General features: G+C 56.5%; 18 protein-coding genes. 11 read left to right on the top strand and 7 right to left on the bottom strand.

Translation table 11 applies throughout. The annotated features are described in order from the left end of the window. Positions 1-33 precede the first annotated feature (33 nt). Together ACR0A1_RS02975 and tig are read left to right on the top strand one after the other, a co-directional pair. On the top strand, positions 34-1,158 hold the full coding sequence (locus ACR0A1_RS02975) for a porin (protein ID WP_480866181.1): 1,125 nt from the start codon (positions 34-36) through the stop codon (positions 1,156-1,158). Positions 1,159-1,342: 184 nt separating this feature from the next. Further along, positions 1,343-2,674 carry a trigger factor gene (gene tig / locus ACR0A1_RS02980; RefSeq protein WP_170396960.1) on the top strand — a complete coding sequence of 444 codons (1,332 nt, stop codon included), beginning with the start codon at positions 1,343-1,345 and terminating at the stop codon, positions 2,672-2,674. Between the two features lie 95 nt (positions 2,675-2,769). On the opposite strand, the gene ACR0A1_RS02985 is transcribed toward tig, so the two are convergent. The 6 genes from ACR0A1_RS02985 to rpsF all read right to left on the bottom strand — a co-directional run bounded on the left by ACR0A1_RS02985 (position 2,770) and on the right by rpsF (position 6,604). After that, entirely contained in the window at positions 2,770-3,624 is an 855-nt protein-coding gene (locus ACR0A1_RS02985; RefSeq protein WP_170396444.1) for an acyl-homoserine-lactone synthase, read from the bottom strand. Between the two features lie 119 nt (positions 3,625-3,743). After that, a complete protein-coding gene (locus ACR0A1_RS02990) occupies positions 3,744-4,445 on the bottom strand; it encodes an autoinducer binding domain-containing protein (protein ID WP_170396446.1) in 702 nt (233 codons plus the stop codon). Between the two features lie 278 nt (positions 4,446-4,723). Then, a complete protein-coding gene (locus ACR0A1_RS02995; protein WP_170396448.1) occupies positions 4,724-5,209 on the bottom strand; it encodes a lytic transglycosylase domain-containing protein in 486 nt (161 codons plus the stop codon). Positions 5,210-5,362: 153 nt separating this feature from the next. Further along, positions 5,363-5,983 carry a 50S ribosomal protein L9 gene (gene rplI, locus ACR0A1_RS03000; RefSeq protein WP_170396450.1) on the bottom strand — a complete coding sequence of 207 codons (621 nt, stop codon included), beginning with the start codon at positions 5,981-5,983 and terminating at the stop codon, positions 5,363-5,365. A gap of 12 nt (positions 5,984-5,995) precedes the next feature. After that, positions 5,996-6,223: a 30S ribosomal protein S18 gene (rpsR, locus tag ACR0A1_RS03005; RefSeq protein ID WP_005608650.1), complete on the bottom strand. Its 228-nt coding sequence runs from the start codon at positions 6,221-6,223 to the stop codon at positions 5,996-5,998. A gap of 27 nt (positions 6,224-6,250) precedes the next feature. Beyond that, on the bottom strand, positions 6,251-6,604 hold the full coding sequence (gene rpsF, locus ACR0A1_RS03010) for a 30S ribosomal protein S6 (RefSeq protein WP_068332653.1): 354 nt from the start codon (positions 6,602-6,604) through the stop codon (positions 6,251-6,253). Positions 6,605-6,882: 278 nt separating this feature from the next. Between rpsF and ACR0A1_RS03015 the strand changes: the two genes are divergently transcribed. Both ACR0A1_RS03015 and ACR0A1_RS03020 read left to right on the top strand, forming a co-directional pair. Beyond that, positions 6,883-7,392, top strand: coding sequence for a hypothetical protein (locus ACR0A1_RS03015; protein WP_480459283.1), 510 nt, complete (start codon positions 6,883-6,885; stop codon positions 7,390-7,392). Between the two features lie 126 nt (positions 7,393-7,518). Then, positions 7,519-8,091: a YceI family protein gene (locus ACR0A1_RS03020; protein ID WP_170422240.1), complete on the top strand. Its 573-nt coding sequence runs from the start codon at positions 7,519-7,521 to the stop codon at positions 8,089-8,091. Between the two features lie 54 nt (positions 8,092-8,145). Here ACR0A1_RS03020 and ACR0A1_RS03025 read toward each other — a convergent pair whose 3' ends face one another. Continuing rightward, positions 8,146-9,375, bottom strand: a complete 1,230-nt coding sequence (locus ACR0A1_RS03025; protein ID WP_480866185.1) for a cytochrome b/b6 domain-containing protein — start codon at positions 9,373-9,375, stop codon at positions 8,146-8,148. Between the two features lie 172 nt (positions 9,376-9,547). On the opposite strand from ACR0A1_RS03025, the gene fabD reads away from it, so the two are divergent. The 7 genes from fabD (at position 9,548) to mltG (ending at position 15,887) form a co-directional block, all read left to right on the top strand. Further along, a complete protein-coding gene (fabD, locus tag ACR0A1_RS03030; protein ID WP_480866187.1) occupies positions 9,548-10,486 on the top strand; it encodes an ACP S-malonyltransferase in 939 nt (312 codons plus the stop codon). Positions 10,487-10,530: 44 nt separating this feature from the next. Beyond that, positions 10,531-11,268, top strand: coding sequence for a 3-oxoacyl-[acyl-carrier-protein] reductase (fabG, locus tag ACR0A1_RS03035; RefSeq protein ID WP_480866189.1), 738 nt, complete (start codon positions 10,531-10,533; stop codon positions 11,266-11,268). Between the two features lie 210 nt (positions 11,269-11,478). Continuing rightward, a complete protein-coding gene (locus tag ACR0A1_RS03040) occupies positions 11,479-11,712 on the top strand; it encodes an acyl carrier protein (RefSeq protein WP_008756330.1) in 234 nt (77 codons plus the stop codon). A gap of 141 nt (positions 11,713-11,853) precedes the next feature. Continuing rightward, on the top strand, positions 11,854-12,393 hold the full coding sequence (locus ACR0A1_RS03045; RefSeq protein ID WP_170396461.1) for a GNAT family N-acetyltransferase: 540 nt from the start codon (positions 11,854-11,856) through the stop codon (positions 12,391-12,393). A gap of 123 nt (positions 12,394-12,516) precedes the next feature. Continuing rightward, positions 12,517-13,260, top strand: a complete 744-nt coding sequence (locus ACR0A1_RS03050; protein ID WP_170396463.1) for a 1-(5-phosphoribosyl)-5-[(5-phosphoribosylamino)methylideneamino]imidazole-4-carboxamide isomerase — start codon at positions 12,517-12,519, stop codon at positions 13,258-13,260. Between the two features lie 203 nt (positions 13,261-13,463). Further along, positions 13,464-14,729, top strand: a complete 1,266-nt coding sequence (gene fabF, locus ACR0A1_RS03055; RefSeq protein ID WP_170396465.1) for a beta-ketoacyl-ACP synthase II — start codon at positions 13,464-13,466, stop codon at positions 14,727-14,729. Beyond that, complete coding sequence (gene mltG, locus ACR0A1_RS03060) at positions 14,730-15,887, top strand: endolytic transglycosylase MltG (RefSeq protein WP_480866192.1); 1,158 nt, start codon at positions 14,730-14,732, stop codon at positions 15,885-15,887. It abuts the gene before it with no gap. Positions 15,888-15,963 lie beyond the last annotated feature (76 nt).

The raw sequence follows: 15,963 nt of genomic DNA on the forward strand, positions 1-15,963 counted from the left end.
TATCAAAAAACTGACCCATCTATGGTGAATGACATGACAGTGAATTTTAAGCTGACTTCGATAGCAGCGGCGCTTGTCGCAACAACGGCAATCCCCGCCGCCGCCGAACTGAAATACGAAAACAACACGGGCGGTTATGTCCTGCTTTATGGTCAGTTGCACCCGGCCTTAATCTCGGTTGACGACGGTGAAGAGACCGAAACGCGCGTTCTGGACAATGACCTGTCAAACAGCCGCGTCGGTTTGGAACTGTTGCAGCCCTTCGGCAACAACGATTTCACCTTCCGTTTTGAAACCGGGCTTGGTCTGCCGAGCTCGAGCGAGTGGAACCAGCTGGGCACAGATTTCAGCGGCTGGACGCGTGAAGATATCCGTCACGTGGATTTCGCACTTGCCGGTGACTGGGGTAAATTCTCGGCCGGTCAGGGCAGCATGGTGGCCGATGGCGCTGCCGAAGTGGATCTGTCTTACGTTGGAACTGCGCTGTATTCCTTTACCAACGATGAAAATGGCGGGTTCTTCTATCGCGGCACTGACGGTTTGCTGAGCGACATCACCGTTGGCGATTCCAGCAGCAACTTTGACGGTGCGCGCCGTGGCCGCGTTCGGTATGACACGCCGGAGTTCAGCGGTTTTAAGGCCGGCATCGCCTATGGTCAGAACATTCTGTCCAGCAGCGATGACGATGACTATTACGATATCGGCATTCGCTATAACAACACCTTCGGCGGCGGGGTTGAATTTGCAGCGGCGGTTGCATACTCGGTGCGTTCGGCTGACGATGGATCGGGGGACCGCAAGGATACGATCGGGTCGGCCTCGGTTATGCTGCAAAACGGCCTGAGCTTCACCGTAGCCGCCGGTACGCGGGACAATGACGCGGATGGTGCGTCTGACCCGAACTACTTCTACGGCAAGATTGCCTATGAGGATCAGTGGGTATCCTGGGGTAAAACCGGTATCGGGATCGACTATTACTCGGGCTCGGACTTCGTAAATGACGGTTCCAGCACCGATGCTTGGGGCATCGCTGTTGTTCAGCGTATCGACAGCATCAATACAGATGCATATCTGAAATACCGCAATCACGATTTCGAAGATGGTGCATCGTTCGACAACAACGAGGCGTGGGTGCTGGGGGCCCGCTGGAGGTTCTGATTTCTCAGCTTTCGATGATCGAACGCTCCGGCCTGTGCCGGGGCGTTTTTTCGTCTGTAATAGGGGTAAAACCGGCCTGAAAGGGCCTTTGCCTCTTGCACGCAGGCGGCTGTGCAAATAGAAGGCGTCAAATTTGCCCGGCGCGCCCGTTTTGCGCGCCCCGAATCCTATGGGGACTACCAAAATGCAGGTTACCGAGACGCTGAACGAAGGTCTGAAGCGCGGCTACAACATCGTTGTGACCGCAGCCGAGCTGGACGACAAGGTCAACGAGAAACTGACCGAAGCGCAGCCCGAGGTTGAAATGAAGGGTTTCCGCAAAGGCAAGGTGCCGATGGCTCTGCTGAAAAAGCAGTTCGGCCAACGCCTGCTTGGCGAAGCGATGCAAGAAACCATCGACGGTGCGATGAACAAGCACTTTGAGGACAGCGGCGAACGTCCTGCATTGCAGCCCGAGGTCAAGATGACCAACGAGGACTGGAAAGAAGGCGACGACGTAGAAGTTGCGATGTCCTACGAAGCGCTGCCCGAGATTCCGGAAGTTGACCTGAAATCGGTCGAACTGGAGAAGCTGGTTGTCAAAGCGGACGACGCAGCCGTGGAAGAAGCGCTGAACAACCTGGCTGAGACCGCGCAGAACTTCAAAGCGCGTCGCAAAGGTTCGAAAGCCAAAGACGGTGACCAGATCGTGTTCGACTTTGTTGGTAAGGTTGACGGCGAAGAGTTCGAAGGCGGTTCGGCTGAAGATTACCCGCTGGTTCTGGGCTCGAACAGCTTCATCCCCGGCTTTGAAGAGCAGTTGGTCGGTGTGAAGGCCGAGGAAGAAAAAGACGTCAACGTCACCTTCCCCGAAGAATACGGTGCTGAGCATCTGGCCGGCAAAGACGCCGTTTTCACCTGCACCATCAAAGAGGTGAAAGAGCCGGTCGCAGCTGAGGTCGACGACGAGTTGGCCAAGAAGTTTGGTGCTGAGGATCTGGCTGGGTTGAAGGCACAGATCGCCGAGCGTCTGGAAGCCGAATATGCTGGAGCGTCCCGTGCAGTTATGAAGCGCGCTTTGTTGGACGTGCTGGACGAGAAAGTCTCGTTCGACCTGCCGCCGTCACTGGTAGAAGCAGAAGCCAAGCAGATCGCGCATCAGCTGTGGCACGAGGAAAATCCTGACGTTGAAGGTCACGATCACGATCCGATCGAACCAACCGACGAGCATAACAAGCTTGCCGAACGCCGCGTGCGTCTGGGCCTGCTGCTTGCCGAACTGGGCCAGAAGGCCGAGGTTGAAGTGACCGACTCGGAAATGACACAGGCGATCATGAACCAGGCGCGTCAGTACCCGGGCCAGGAGCGCCAGTTCTTTGAATTTGTGCAGCAGAACGCCCAAATGCAGCAGCAGCTGCGTGCGCCTATTTTTGAAGACAAGGTTGTCGACTACGTCTTCGAACTGGCTCAGGTTGCGGACAAAGAAGTCAGCAAGGACGATCTGCAAAAAGCCGTTGAGGCACTGGAAGAGGAATAATCCTCTTCCTTCCCCCTTTAGGGGTCAAAAAAAAGCGGAGCCGTCTCGAATTAGACGGCTCCGCATGGGTGGCTTTGTACTATGAGGTGAGGGGGTCAGGCCTCATGAGCAAAAGCACGGGGGGTCTGTAACAGAGCGGTCTTCTGCTCTGGGGTGAATGTGTCGGACAGCGCTTCGATCAGTTTCAGCACTGCCTGCCTTTCTTCTTCCGTCTTGGCCGCACTCATCTGTTCGACAAAGTACTTCTCAAGATCGGTGAGCGGCTTGTGGTCGCGATTTGCCGGGCTGAGTTTGGCGGCCTTTTTGGCCTCGAAGAACTCCAACGCCTTTTCTTCTTCGATAAAGACATCGTGGTGAATGTCTGCGAATTCGCGAAGACCCGAAATCCTCTCTTCTGTGCAATCCAGCAACGCCGCCATGGCCGGTACCTTGCCCATCGGAACGGTTTCGCCCACATAGTCGTAAGGCGCACAGTTCGAGCGTTTGAGAACGCGGTTCATAACCGGGTCAATCACGGTGATGATGTCCTGGATACCCGCACTACGGCAGTATTCCAGAGATCCGATCATCAGCTCACAGGTCGCGTAAGAAACCGAGTTCTTCTCTTTTCCTCGGGTCAGTCGCTGCGTGTCGACGCAGAAGCGGGTGGATTCCCACATGGTCGCGCTGCGCATTGGCGCTTCGCCGCATAAGATATCCGAGAACACATCTGAAAGCATGTGCGGGCCGGTTGTCTGGAGTGCACGTACTGCGGCTACGACGTTCCCCTCATCGTCGAGACCAATTACGTATGCAGGATCCAGGTGATCGAACTGATCGATTTCTTTGCCGTCTTCGATGTGGACATCCCATCCAAGTCGTCCACCAAAAACCCGAGCGCGCAGTTCGAACATATCGTCAAGAACTTCGGTGAACAGATGTCTGTTCAGCCCATCAACTACCAAAATCATGTTAACCCCCTTCGAGTGATCTGTCTGTGGATAAGACGTTACCCGGTTTCCACAGCGAATCTATTGGGGGTTTCCCGTAATATTGGCTTTTTTTAGCCCAATTTCGGCAAAATTTGGCTTTATCCTGGGTAGATTAAGCCGATTCCGATGGCCCGACCGACAGCCTGCGGAGTCGTCAGTGCATTAAGCTTTTCGCGAGAAGAGCGCAAGTGCACCTCAACCGTGCGGTGCGAAATCGACAGGATATCGCCGATATCTTGTTGCGATTTACCCGCTGCGGCCCATTGCAAAATCTCCAATTCTCGGCTGGAGAGGGTCGGGTGGTACAGCATCCGGCTGATCGTATCCGATGTCATGACATTGTCATGGATGTGTACGGCCAATGATTGCAGGTCACTTATCACGTTGGGCACCAGTTTCTTCCACTCATCCCGGCTGCACTCGCGCACTGCGCTAAGCAAGCCGATATCTCCGTACGGCCCGCGAACCGGAATCGTAATGCCTTGATCTGGAATGCCAAAATCATGTGCATCGCGAAAAACGCGCTGGAAATCTTTACCGCGTTCCAGACGGCTCCAGTCGACCGGAGCGATACTGCGCTGGCTCATGTGCAGCGTCGGATCGATCAGGTGCAGGCCTTGCTCTTGATAGTGGGTTTTCCAGTCGTCCCCATAAGTCACATGGCCGTGAATTGTACCTGCAGCAGGATTCATACCCGCATAGGCTGCGTGGTCCATTTCATATTTGTCACAGACCTGACGCAGGAACTCGTCATACCGAGTATCCTGTTCGGGAAGAGTGCTGAGATCAACAATATCCATACGGTAACGACCAGTTAGACCCGAGTGAGCGGGCGGATCCCCTTGGCCAGGAAAATGATACTGTCTTCCCTGACGTCAAGCAGGACACCACATTTCGCTTGTCAAGACAAGAAGATGTGGGAAATGTCTGCCTTTTATAGGTAAATGTGCCTTTCGGGCACACAATTACGCACCTTTAAAAGATTTAACGTCAGAGTTGTGCAGTAGGTCATGGGATTCGCCGTGGCATTTCGAAGGTTATGTATGTGCATTACAATCGAAATGCGAATTAAACATGCCTATTCTGTGGCAGAAACCAGACCCGTCTCGACGAGCATGCCCCTGGCCTTTGCTTCGGGCCAATATCCTTTGGCATAAAGAAAGATGGCACGTTGTTGATCTCCATCAGACAAAAGCCAGGCGCCTCGCAGGTATTTTCCGGCAAACTCCAGATTGGTATCGGCGTCCAGCAGGCCTTTGGCATTTCCAGTATAACCCATTGATCGCGCAGTGGCCGGGAGGATTTGCAGAAGCCCATAATAGGGGCGGTTCACCGCCCACGGCCGATGTGTGCTTTCACGGATCGCCAGCTTGTGCACCAACTCCCGCGGGAGCTCGTAGTGGTCAGCCCATTTATTGATCGAGGCGCGAAGCTCGGGTGTTTCATTGGGGTAGAGGGGGGGATCGAACGTATCGCCGGAACCCGAGCTGCCAGGACTGCCACAAGCTGCAAGCGGTGCCATAAGCAACAAGGTTAAGACGCGGCGACGAAGGAGGGGGGTCATCAAAATACTCCTGATTGCGAATGGCGATGATATGAAACCCTCGCCGGTCTGCAAGGCCAGGCGAACAATCGGGCCGAATTTTGCTTGCGATGTAACAAAAAGAAAAAGGGCCGCGTAAAAGCGCGGCCCTTTGATATTGGATATGCAGTCAGATCAGGCTTTTGCTTCGTCTTCTTCGACCGGAGCTTCTTCGGCAACCAGATCTTCGTCTTCCGAAGCGGCAGAGCCTATGTCGTCGAACAGCTCGGCGATCTCGAATTCGGCAGCGGCTTCTTCTTCAGCAGCCAGTTCCTGGATCGATTTGCCCGATGCCTGCAGTTCGGCTTCTTCTTCCGAACGTGCGACGTTCATCTTGATCTCGACTTCTACCTCGGGGTGCAGGTTGACTGCGACCGAGTGCAGACCCAGTTCCTTGATCGGAGCGATCAGGGCAATCTGTTTCTTGTCGACGGTGAAACCAGCTTCGGTTGCGGCGTCTGCGGCATCACGCGGGGTGACCGAACCGTACAGAGCACCGGCATCCGATGCCGAACGAATCACGATGAACTGCTGACCGTCCAGCTTTTCAGCCAGCGCTTCAGCTTCTTTCTTGGTTTCCAGGTTGCGTGCCTCAAGCTGGGCTTTCTGGGCTTCGAACGACGCGATGTTGGCGTTCGATGCGCTCAGCGCTTTGCCTTGGGGCAGCAGGAAGTTGCGGGCGTAGCCGGGCTTGACGTCAACGACGTCGCCCATCTGACCCAGTTTCGCAACGCGTTCCAGAAGGATAACTTGCATGTCAGTCTCTCCTTACTTCACGGCGTAGGGCAGCAGGGCGAGGAAGCGGGCGCGCTTGATAGCACGGGCCAGTTCACGCTGCTTTTTCGCCGAAACGGCGGTGATGCGCGAAGGTACGATCTTGCCACGCTCAGAGATGTAGCGCTGCAGCAGACGGGTGTCTTTATAGTCGATTTTCGGCGCGTTCTCACCCGAGAACGGGCAGACCTTGCGGCGGCGGAAAAATGGTTTTGCGGCCATGGTTTATGTCCTTTCGTCAGGCGTTGATCAGCGGCGCTCGCGGCGGCCTTCGCGCTCATCGCGCTTCTGCATCTGGACCGAAGGGCCCTCGGCATGCTCGTCGACCTTGATGGTCAGAACGCGCATCACGTCATCATGCAGGCGCATCAGGCGTTCCATTTCCTGAACCGCACCCGAAGGGGCATCGGTTTTCAGGAAGGCATAGTGGCCTTTGCGGTTCTTGTTGATCTTGTAAGCCATCGTCTTGACGCCCCAGTACTCGCTTTCGACGACGTTGCCGCCGTTGTCAGCCAGAACGGTGCCGAAATGTTCGACAAGGCTTTCTGCCTGCGCGTTGGACAAATCCTGACGCGCGATCATTACATGCTCATACAGTGGCATGTGCACTCCTGTTTATATCAAGGCGCATTTCAAAGGCGGGGCCATATGGTCCTTCGCGACCCTGCCACGAGAGGCTGCGCGATTCATAACTCCTGCGAAGGATGGCCCCGTATACACGTTTGAGCGGGCGGGGCAAGCCCTGCCACATATGCCTTTGTGAAGTCGCCCTATTTCCACTGGTGCGCCCAATTCCTGACGCTTTTCGCCCCGAGGTTGTTCATGAAGCCGGGAGAACCCGGTAGATTGGAAAACATAGACAGGGCAAGACAATGGCCGTCATGAACACAAACACTTTTGAACAATCGACGCCTGCTGCGGTATTTGATAAATCCGTACCCGTTCTGATTACGTTTGCGCCGAATTGGCGGGCTCGGATGTTTCTTCTGCGTGCCGTTGGTGTCTTTCTGATCGTGTCGGCCTTTTCGATGTGGTTGATGCCGGGTTCGGTTATGGGGGCCGAGGTTTGGCCTATCAAGTTGGTCGCTTCGCTGATGTTCCTGATTGTTGGCGTCAGCCTGCTGACCATCGAGGTGATGGATGCGCGCCCAGACGCCTATTTTGACCCAATCCGCCGCGAGGTTCGCATTCTTCAGAAAAACGAAAACGGTCGGCCGCAAACGGTATTGCGCCGCAGCTACGACTCGCTGGGTGGCGCGCGTTTCGCTGACGACCAGGTCGAACTGTACGATGTAGACGGAAGCCTGCTGATGAAGCTGCCACTGGAATCGGCGGATGTTGGCTCAGCGCTCAAAGGTCAACTCAGCCAAAACGTAACAATTTTCGCCTGATTTTTATTCTGTTCAAAAAGGAACAGAAGTTGTGAATCAAAAAAACTTGTGTGCCGCCCTTGGGCGGCACATTTTCGTAGGTGAGCAACCCACCCGGTTTGCAACAACACCATTGCGGAGATTGTTATGAAATCCACCCTTATTGCTGCTGCTTTGGCCGTATCGGCGACCACAGCATTCGCCAGTGCTGAAAAATACGTTTTGGACTCCAGCCATAGCCAGGTCATCTTCAGTTGGAACCACCTTGGCTTTTCGACCACCACGGGCATGTTTTCGGGCTTTGAGGGCGAAATCATGTTTGATCAGGAAGACCCGGCAGCATCAAGCGTGACTGTTTCGATGCCGGTCGTTGAGATGATCACCGGTTGGAAGCCGCGCGAAGACCACTTCATGACCGAAGATTTCTTTGGCGCAGCCGAAGGTGATCTGGTGACCTTCACTTCAACTGGTATTGAGGTCACTGGCGAGAACACAGCCAACATCACCGGTGATCTGACCATGAATGGTGTCACCAAATCCGTGGTTCTGGATGCCAAGCTGAACCAAGTGGGTGAGCACCCGATGGCGGGCAAGCCATGGGCCGGATTTGACGCCACCACAACGCTGGTGCGCAGCGATTTTGATCTGGGCCAATTCGCTCCGTTCGTGGGTGACGAGGTCGAGGTCAAGATTTCGATCGAGGCGCAGAAGGCCGACTAATCCCTTCATGATCCCAAAAAAGGAACCGCCGGGGTTATGCGCCCCGGCGGTTTTTCATTTGTCGTCGCGTTCTGCCGTCAATTCAACTGCGACGATAACCGTGAACCCCAACGAATCTTCGGTGGGTTGCGATTTTCCAACGTCGAAATCCATTCGGTTGAGTTCCAGATTCCCCGACATCGTCGCTGCATCGTCGGCCAGTTCCAGCGTAAATGGCAGGACGACATCGATAGATTTGTCCCGGATTGTCAGAGGCCCTCGCGCCTCATAACCCGCATCCGTTTTGAACAGGTCGGCCTTAAATTGAGCCGTAGGAAACTGCGCACTGTCAAAGAAATCCGCACCCATCGCTTGGTCGGTGACTGTGCCGAGGCTGAGTGAGCCAATGGCAATCGTTACATCGACGGAACCGGCCAATCCCGGCTCGGCGGGCTCCTCAAACGCTATCGCTGCAGTCCAGTCAGCAAACTCGCCGCTTACGGGACTGCCCAATTGCGAGATAGTAATCGACAGGGATCCGTCTTCGACCTCCCATTCCGATTGAACTTGCGCAAGTTCGGCCGTGTCTTCGGTTGCTTTGGACTGGTCGTCAAAGACACCGGTGGACCAACCTCCGACCAGCACCGCGCCCCAGATTGCCAAGGCGGCGAAGGCGGGAACAATGGAATGGTGCTGTGCCGGGGGTTCCGGCGCGTCCGATTGGCCGGGCAGCATACGGCGCAGGGTACTGTCTTTGTCCACGACATGGTGTTTCAGCGCGCCCGCTATGTGCAGCACGAGCGCCACACCCAGGGCCCAGACGAAAAGCCAATGCAGGCTGGCGCTGATGTCTGCAAGGAAAGCTGACTTCGGAACAAGCGGTAGGTTCTGACCAAGGGGCCATAGGATCGGCGCGAAGCCGTCGGTGGCGGCGTGGTGGATCCAGCCGCTGAGCGGAGCCAGTACAAGCGAGCCGTACAGCAGCCAGTGCACAGTTTCGGCGGCGAAGGCCTCGGGTTTGTTTTCAGCGTTCAGCAAGCCCGGCTTCGTCTGGGTAACAGCCCAAAGGATTCGGGCCAGTGCGACGAAGAACACGGTAACACCAATGGTTTTGTGCAGTGAAAACAGCTGGGCGGCGCGAGCGATGTCATCCTCGGTCGTGGGAATGCTCGGATCGTAAATCGCATGGGCCAATTGGTTCGCGAACCAGCCCAGCGGCAGAGCCGTCAGGATCAATAGCGCGGTCAGCCAGTGAAATGCTTTGGTTACACCACCATAGCTGGACCGGGTGTTGGTAAGGGGCATCGATTGGCTCTCCGAGTTTCTGAATTGAGGGTAAGTTAAATGGATGCCGTGTGGACACAAGACAGAGAAATGCACAGTAAAGGTGTCCTGATGCAGAACGCAGGCAATGCTTGTGCCGCGCCGATTGTCAGTTTAAACCCCGCCGAAATCTGACGTCACGCAAGAGGCACCAATGACACGCGCGTTTGTTTTCCCCGGGCAGGGCGCCCAGACCATCGAAATGGGCAAGTCCTTGGCTGAGGCATATCCAGCCGCCCGCGCCGTTTTCGATGAGGTCGATGAGGCCTTGGGCGAAAAACTGAGCGATCTAATCTGGGACGGCGATATCGCAGAGCTGACCCTGACTCAGAATGCACAGCCCGCGCTGATGGCAACCTCGATGGCCGCAATGCGCGCACTTGAGGCCGAAGGCGTTTTGATTTCAATGGCATCTTATGTGGCGGGTCACTCGCTGGGTGAATACTCGGCGCTGGCTGCGGCCGGAGCCTTGACGGTTGCCGATACTGCCCGCCTGCTGCGGACGCGCGGGCAGGCGATGCAAAGTGCCGTGCCGGTGGGCGAGGGCGCAATGGCCGCCATTCTGGGGCTCGATCTTGAAGCGGTGCGCGCCGTTGCGGAAGAGGCCGCGCAAGATGAGGTCTGTCAGGCAGCCAATGACAACGACCCGACCCAGGTTGTAGTGTCTGGTTCAAAGGCCGCTGTTGAGCGCGCAGCCGAGATCGCCAAGGAAAAAGGTGCCAAGCGTGCAATTATGTTGCCGGTAAGTGCTCCATTTCACTGTGCGCTGATGCAGCCTGCGGCAGATGTAATGGCAGAGGCATTGGCTTCGGTTGAAATCAAAGCGCCTGCCGTGCCTTTGGTTGCGAATGTTCGCGCCGAAGCTGTGGCTGATCCAGATATGATCCGTCAGTTGCTGGTGGAACAGGTCACCGGCTCGGTTCGGTGGCGTGAGAGCGTACAGTACATGGTCGCGCAGGGTGTGACCGAAGCGTGGGAGATCGGCGCGGGCAAAGCTCTGTCGGGAATGATCCGCAAGATCGATCGAGCATTGGCGTGCACAGCGGTCGGGACGCCTGAAGATGTACAAAAAGCCGTTAACCCCGGCGCATGAACAAGGGACAGCCGCCGGATTCGGCGGCCAGAGAGGAAACATAGATGTTTGATTTGACAGGTAAGAATGCGCTAATCACCGGTGCTTCGGGTGGTATTGGCGGCGATATCGCCCGCGCGCTTTACGACGCTGGTGCAACTGTTGGCCTTTCCGGAACGCGCGTGGAGCCTCTGCAAGCTCTGGCCGACAGCCTTGGCGATCGTGCGCATGTCTTGCCGTGTAACCTGAGCGCTCCCGAAGCCGTCGAGGCCCTGCCGAAACAAGCGGCTGAGGCGATGGGCTCGGTTGATATTCTGGTGAACAACGCAGGCATCACACGCGACAACCTGTTCATGCGCATGTCGGATGAAGAATGGCAGAGCGTGATCGACGTGAACATGACCGCAACGATGAAGCTGTGCAAAGGCGTGATCAGGGGCATGATGAAGGCGCGCTGGGGTCGGATCGTCAATGTCTCGTCCGTTGTGGCCGCGATCGGAAACCCAGGGCAGGCGAACTATGCTGCCTCCAAGGCCGGCATGATCGGCTTTTCCAAGGCGCTGGCGCATGAGGTTGCGACCCGTGGCATTACCGTTAATGCTGTTGCGCCGGGCTTTATCACCACCGCGATGACCGAGAAGCTGACGGATGAGCAAAAGAAGGGTCTGCTGCTCAAGGTTCCGGCCGGTCGTATGGGTGATCCGCAGGAAATCGCAGCCGCTGTGCTGTATCTGGCAAGCCCTGAAGCAGGTTATGTTACCGGAAGCACCTTGCATGTGAATGGCGGTATGGCCATGTTGTAATCGCAATTCGGGGCGGATGCGAAAGCGTTTGCCTTGTGCGTTGTCTGTGCTATAGGCGGCGCATATGCGCAGGAACCGGTCCAAGGGCCGGTTCTCTGATTTCCCGGGGACCCGGGACCCAAACCGCCCGGAAAGGGCAAAACAAGTCCACCCCGAACGGGCAAGGGCAGAACCGGGCGGACAGCCCTGAAATTGAAATGAGGAATAGACATGAGCGACGTCGCAGATCGCGTAAAGAAGATCGTTGTTGAGCACCTGGGTGTTGAAGAGGACAAGGTTGCCGAAAACGCCTCGTTCATCGACGATCTGGGCGCAGACAGCCTGGACACCGTTGAGCTGGTAATGGCGTTCGAAGAAGAGTTCGGCATCGAGATTCCGGACGACGCAGCCGAGACCATCCAGACCTTTGGCGACGCGGTCAAATTCATCAGCGAAGCTTCCTAAGCTGACCTGACTGAGACAAAAACGGCGCTTCCGGGCAACGGAAGCGCCGTTTTTTTATGCTCTGCCACATTTCGCGCTTGCTTTGAGGCGTTGAGGCTCCGCACTCTGACACCTGAGGCAAGTTTCTGAGCGGGCAAGGGCATGATAAGATCCACCCCGATGATCAATACGGCGCGTCTGACCTTGTGTGCAATGCGCCCCGAGGATTTCAACCGGTTCGCCGAAATCTGGCGCGACCCCGAAGTTGTACGCCATATCGGAGGCACCCCGAAAACGCGCGGCGAGGCGTGGGATTCTTTCCTGCGCAACGCTGGACATTGGCAGATGACCGGGTTCGGTCAATGGGGTGTGATGCTGCAGTCGAATCGTACTCTGATCGGGCAAGCCGGGTTCTTCTATGGCAACCGGTCTCTGGGCGATGATTTCGATGGTTTTCCCGAAGCCGGCTGGGTTCTGGCCCCTGACATGCAGGGGCAAGGATACGGGTGTGAGGCCGCGCAGGCGGCGCACGACTGGTTCGACCGGATCATTCCGGGCCCGTTGGTTGCGCTGATCGACGCGGACCATGCAGCCTCACAGCGATTGGCTGAAAAGCTGGGCTACAAGCTGTTGCGCGAAGCTGAATACCGCGGCACCCCCGTTCATCTGTTTCGCCGTGACGGACCTCCTACACGGGTGTGAAACGCATTAGGCAGTGCGATGCCGCAAAATGGACGAGCTTTGCCGATCTTGTGAAACAAAGCGGCAAACTGAGACTCTATGCTATCGTGGAATTACGGAATGATTCAGCGGAGGATATGAATCATGATGATTTACCCCACGATGGAGTTGCAGAACGGTCGGTGCGTTACGCTGGACAAGGGGCGTCTGGATGAAGCGATGATCTGGCATGTAGATCCAGTCGAGACCGCGCGCGGCTGGTCTGCGGCTGGAGCGGAATGGATGCAGCTTACGGATTTTGACGCGATCGAAGGCCGGGATACCAATTCCGAACTGATCGAAGAAATCATTCGCTCCTCTGAAATGTCAGTGCAGCTGGCAGGGGGGATGCGGACCCGCGAGCATGTTGAACATTGGATCAACAAAGGGGCCGGTCGAATCGTGATTGGCACACTTGCGGCCTGGGACCCGCAGTTGGTTAAGGAACTGGCCAAGCTTTATCCCGACCAGATCGTGTTGGCGGTTGATGTTTGGCAAGGGCAAGTGATGACCGAAGGTTGGCGCAGCCAAAGTGCGTTTACCCCGGAAGCCTTCATCGAAGCTTTCGCGGATACGCCTCTTGCTGCCATTCTGGTGACCGATATCGATAGCGATATGGAAGACGTCGAGGCGCAGCTGGGTCTGATTTCAGGACTGGCCGAAAAATCGCGTACACCGATCATAGCCAGCGGTGTCGTGCGTACCAGCGACGATATCTCTCGTCTCGCCTATATCTCGAATATTTCGGGTGCGATCGTTGGCCGGGCACTGTTCCGCAAGTCCGTCGATCTGTCCGAAGCATTGGAGGTCGCCCAATCGGCACACGAGCCAGTCGCCGAGTTCCAGTGAACTTCAGTACCAGACGACCCGCCTTTCCCGTTGAAGGAAGGGCGGGTTTTTGCTTTTCAGGCATCGTTCAACTCAATTGACAGAGGATTTGAACAGGTTACGGCACAAGGATGCCGGTTCAGAATATGCCGTTGCTCTTGCCCCCGCACCCCGGGCCGGGGTATGAGCGGTTCTCATAACAGGAAGCAGGCAAGAGGCACTTCATGCGCAGAGTCGTTGTAACCGGTCTTGGATTGGTCACTCCTTTGGCCAGTGGGGTTGAGGAAACATGGTCACGGCTGCTGGATGGAGAATCCGGCGCAGGACCAATCACGCAGTTTGATGCCGAGGCAAGCGGGGTCACCACGACCTATGCCTGCGAAGTGCCGCGCGGAGATGGCACCAATGGGACATTCAACCCCGACGACTGGATGCCGCCGAAAGAACAGCGCAAGATCGAGGATTTCATCCTATATTCCATCGCTGCAGCCGAGATGGCTTGCAAGGATGCCAATTGGCTGCCCGAAGACGAAGAAGACCGCCTGCGCACTGGCGTTCTGATTGGGTCCGGTATCGGTGGGCTGGGATCAATTGCCAACACGGCCAACCTGATCCGCGACAAAGGTCCGCGCAGGGTTTCTCCGTTCTTTATCCCGGGCGCGCTAATCAATCTGGCCTCGGGGCAGGTTTCGATCCGTCATGGGTTCAAGGGGCCGAACCACTCGGTCGTGACTGCTTGCTCGACCGGTGCCCATGCGATCGGTGATGCCAGCCGCATCATCCGCGCCGGGGATGCAGACGTGATGATCGCAGGCGGCGGCGAGGGCTGTATTTGCGAAATCGGTATCGCCGGCTTCAACGCCTGCAAGGCGCTGTCGACCAAATACGCCGATGATCCGAAGAAAGCGAGCCGCCCCTATGACATCGACCGCGACGGTTTCGTCATGGGCGAAGGTGCAGGCATTGTAGTTCTTGAGGATTACGAACACGCCAAAGCGCGCGGTGCCAAGATTTACGCCGAGGTTCTGGGCTATGGCATGTCGGGTGACGCTTATCACATCACCGCGCCGTCCGAGGATGGCGATGGGGCCGAACGCTCGATGAAAGCAGCGCTGCGTAGTGCGGGGCTTGAGCCGAAGGATCTGGATTATATTAACGCGCATGGGACCTCGACCATGGCGGATACGATTGAGCTGGGCGCGGTAGAACGCCTGCTGGGGGATCACGCCAGCAACGCGACGATGACTTCGACCAAATCGGCCACTGGTCACCTGCTGGGCGCCGCTGGCGCGATTGAGGCGATCTTTTCGATCCTTGCGATCCGCGATCAGGTTGCACCACCGACGATCAATCTGGACAATCCAGCAGTTGAAACTCCGATCGATTTGGCCCCGAATGCCAAGCGCGAGCGTGAGATCAACGTGGCCTTGTCAAATTCGTTCGGCTTCGGCGGCACCAATGCAAGTGTGATCTTCGGAAAGGTCAGCTAAATGTGGCGAGCGCTCGCTTCGAATGCGTTGACAATACTGATCGTTGGGCTGTTCCTGATGGGCGGTGTCGTCCTGTGGGGGCAGTCGCAATACAAGTCCGAAGGACCGCTGGAAACCGCGATCTGCCTGCAGGTAAAGCCGGGCTCCAACATGACACGGGTCAGCCGTGACCTCGAGGATCAGGGGGCGATCAGCAGTGGACTGATCTTCCGTTTAGCCTCTGATTACACAGAGAAATCTCAGCAATTGAAAGCGGGCAGCTTTCTGGTGCGTGAGGGGTCGTCGATGGAGCAGATCATCGATGATATCACCCATAGTGGCGCCAGCACTTGCGGGACCGAGATCGAATACCGCATCGGTGTGACGCGTATGCAGACCCGCGTGCGTGAGCTGAATCCAGCGACCTTGGATTTTGATGAGGTTGCATCCTTTGTGATCGGCGAACAGGACGCGCCCGAAGTCTACGCAGAGAAGCGTGGTGAGGCGGATACACGCTATCGGGTTTCTCTGGCGGAGGGTGTCACCAGTTGGCAGGTTGTTGAGTCGCTGAAGGCGATGGATTTGCTGACCGGTGAGGTGGCCGAGCTGCCCGCCGAAGGGATGCTGGCCCCTGATAGTTATGAGGTCAGACCCGGTGAGGATCGGAATGAAATCCTTGCGGATATGCAGGAAAAACAGCAGCTTAGGATCAATGCCGCATGGGAAGGGCGTCAGGACGGACTACCCTTGGGCAGCCCCGAAGAGATGCTGATCCTGGCGTCGATCATCGAAAAAGAAACCGGTGTGCCGGATGAGCGTGGCCAGGTGGCCAGCGTCTTTGTGAACCGCCTGAACCAGGGGATGAGGCTGCAGACAGACCCGACCGTGATCTATGGCGTGACCAAAGGACAGGGTACGTTGGGCCGTGGTTTGCGGCGGAGTGAGCTGCGCCGTGCAACGCCTTGGAACACCTATGTCATCGAAGGGCTGCCACCCACCCCGATTGCCAATCCGGGTCTCGCGAGCCTTGAGGCTGCGGTGGCACCTGACAACACGGATTTCATCTTCTTTGTTGCGGACGGAACCGGTGGTCATGCCTTTGCCGAGACCCTGCAAGAGCACAATCGCAACGTCGCAAAGTGGCGTGAGATCGAGGCTGAGCGGAATTCCGGGAACTGATTCAATCGTCCGTGTTGTACAGGTTTGAAACGGCTCTTTGTCCGACTTGTACAACACGAACCTCTGACCCCGATAA

Source organism: Ruegeria sp. D6 (genome assembly GCF_056534365.1).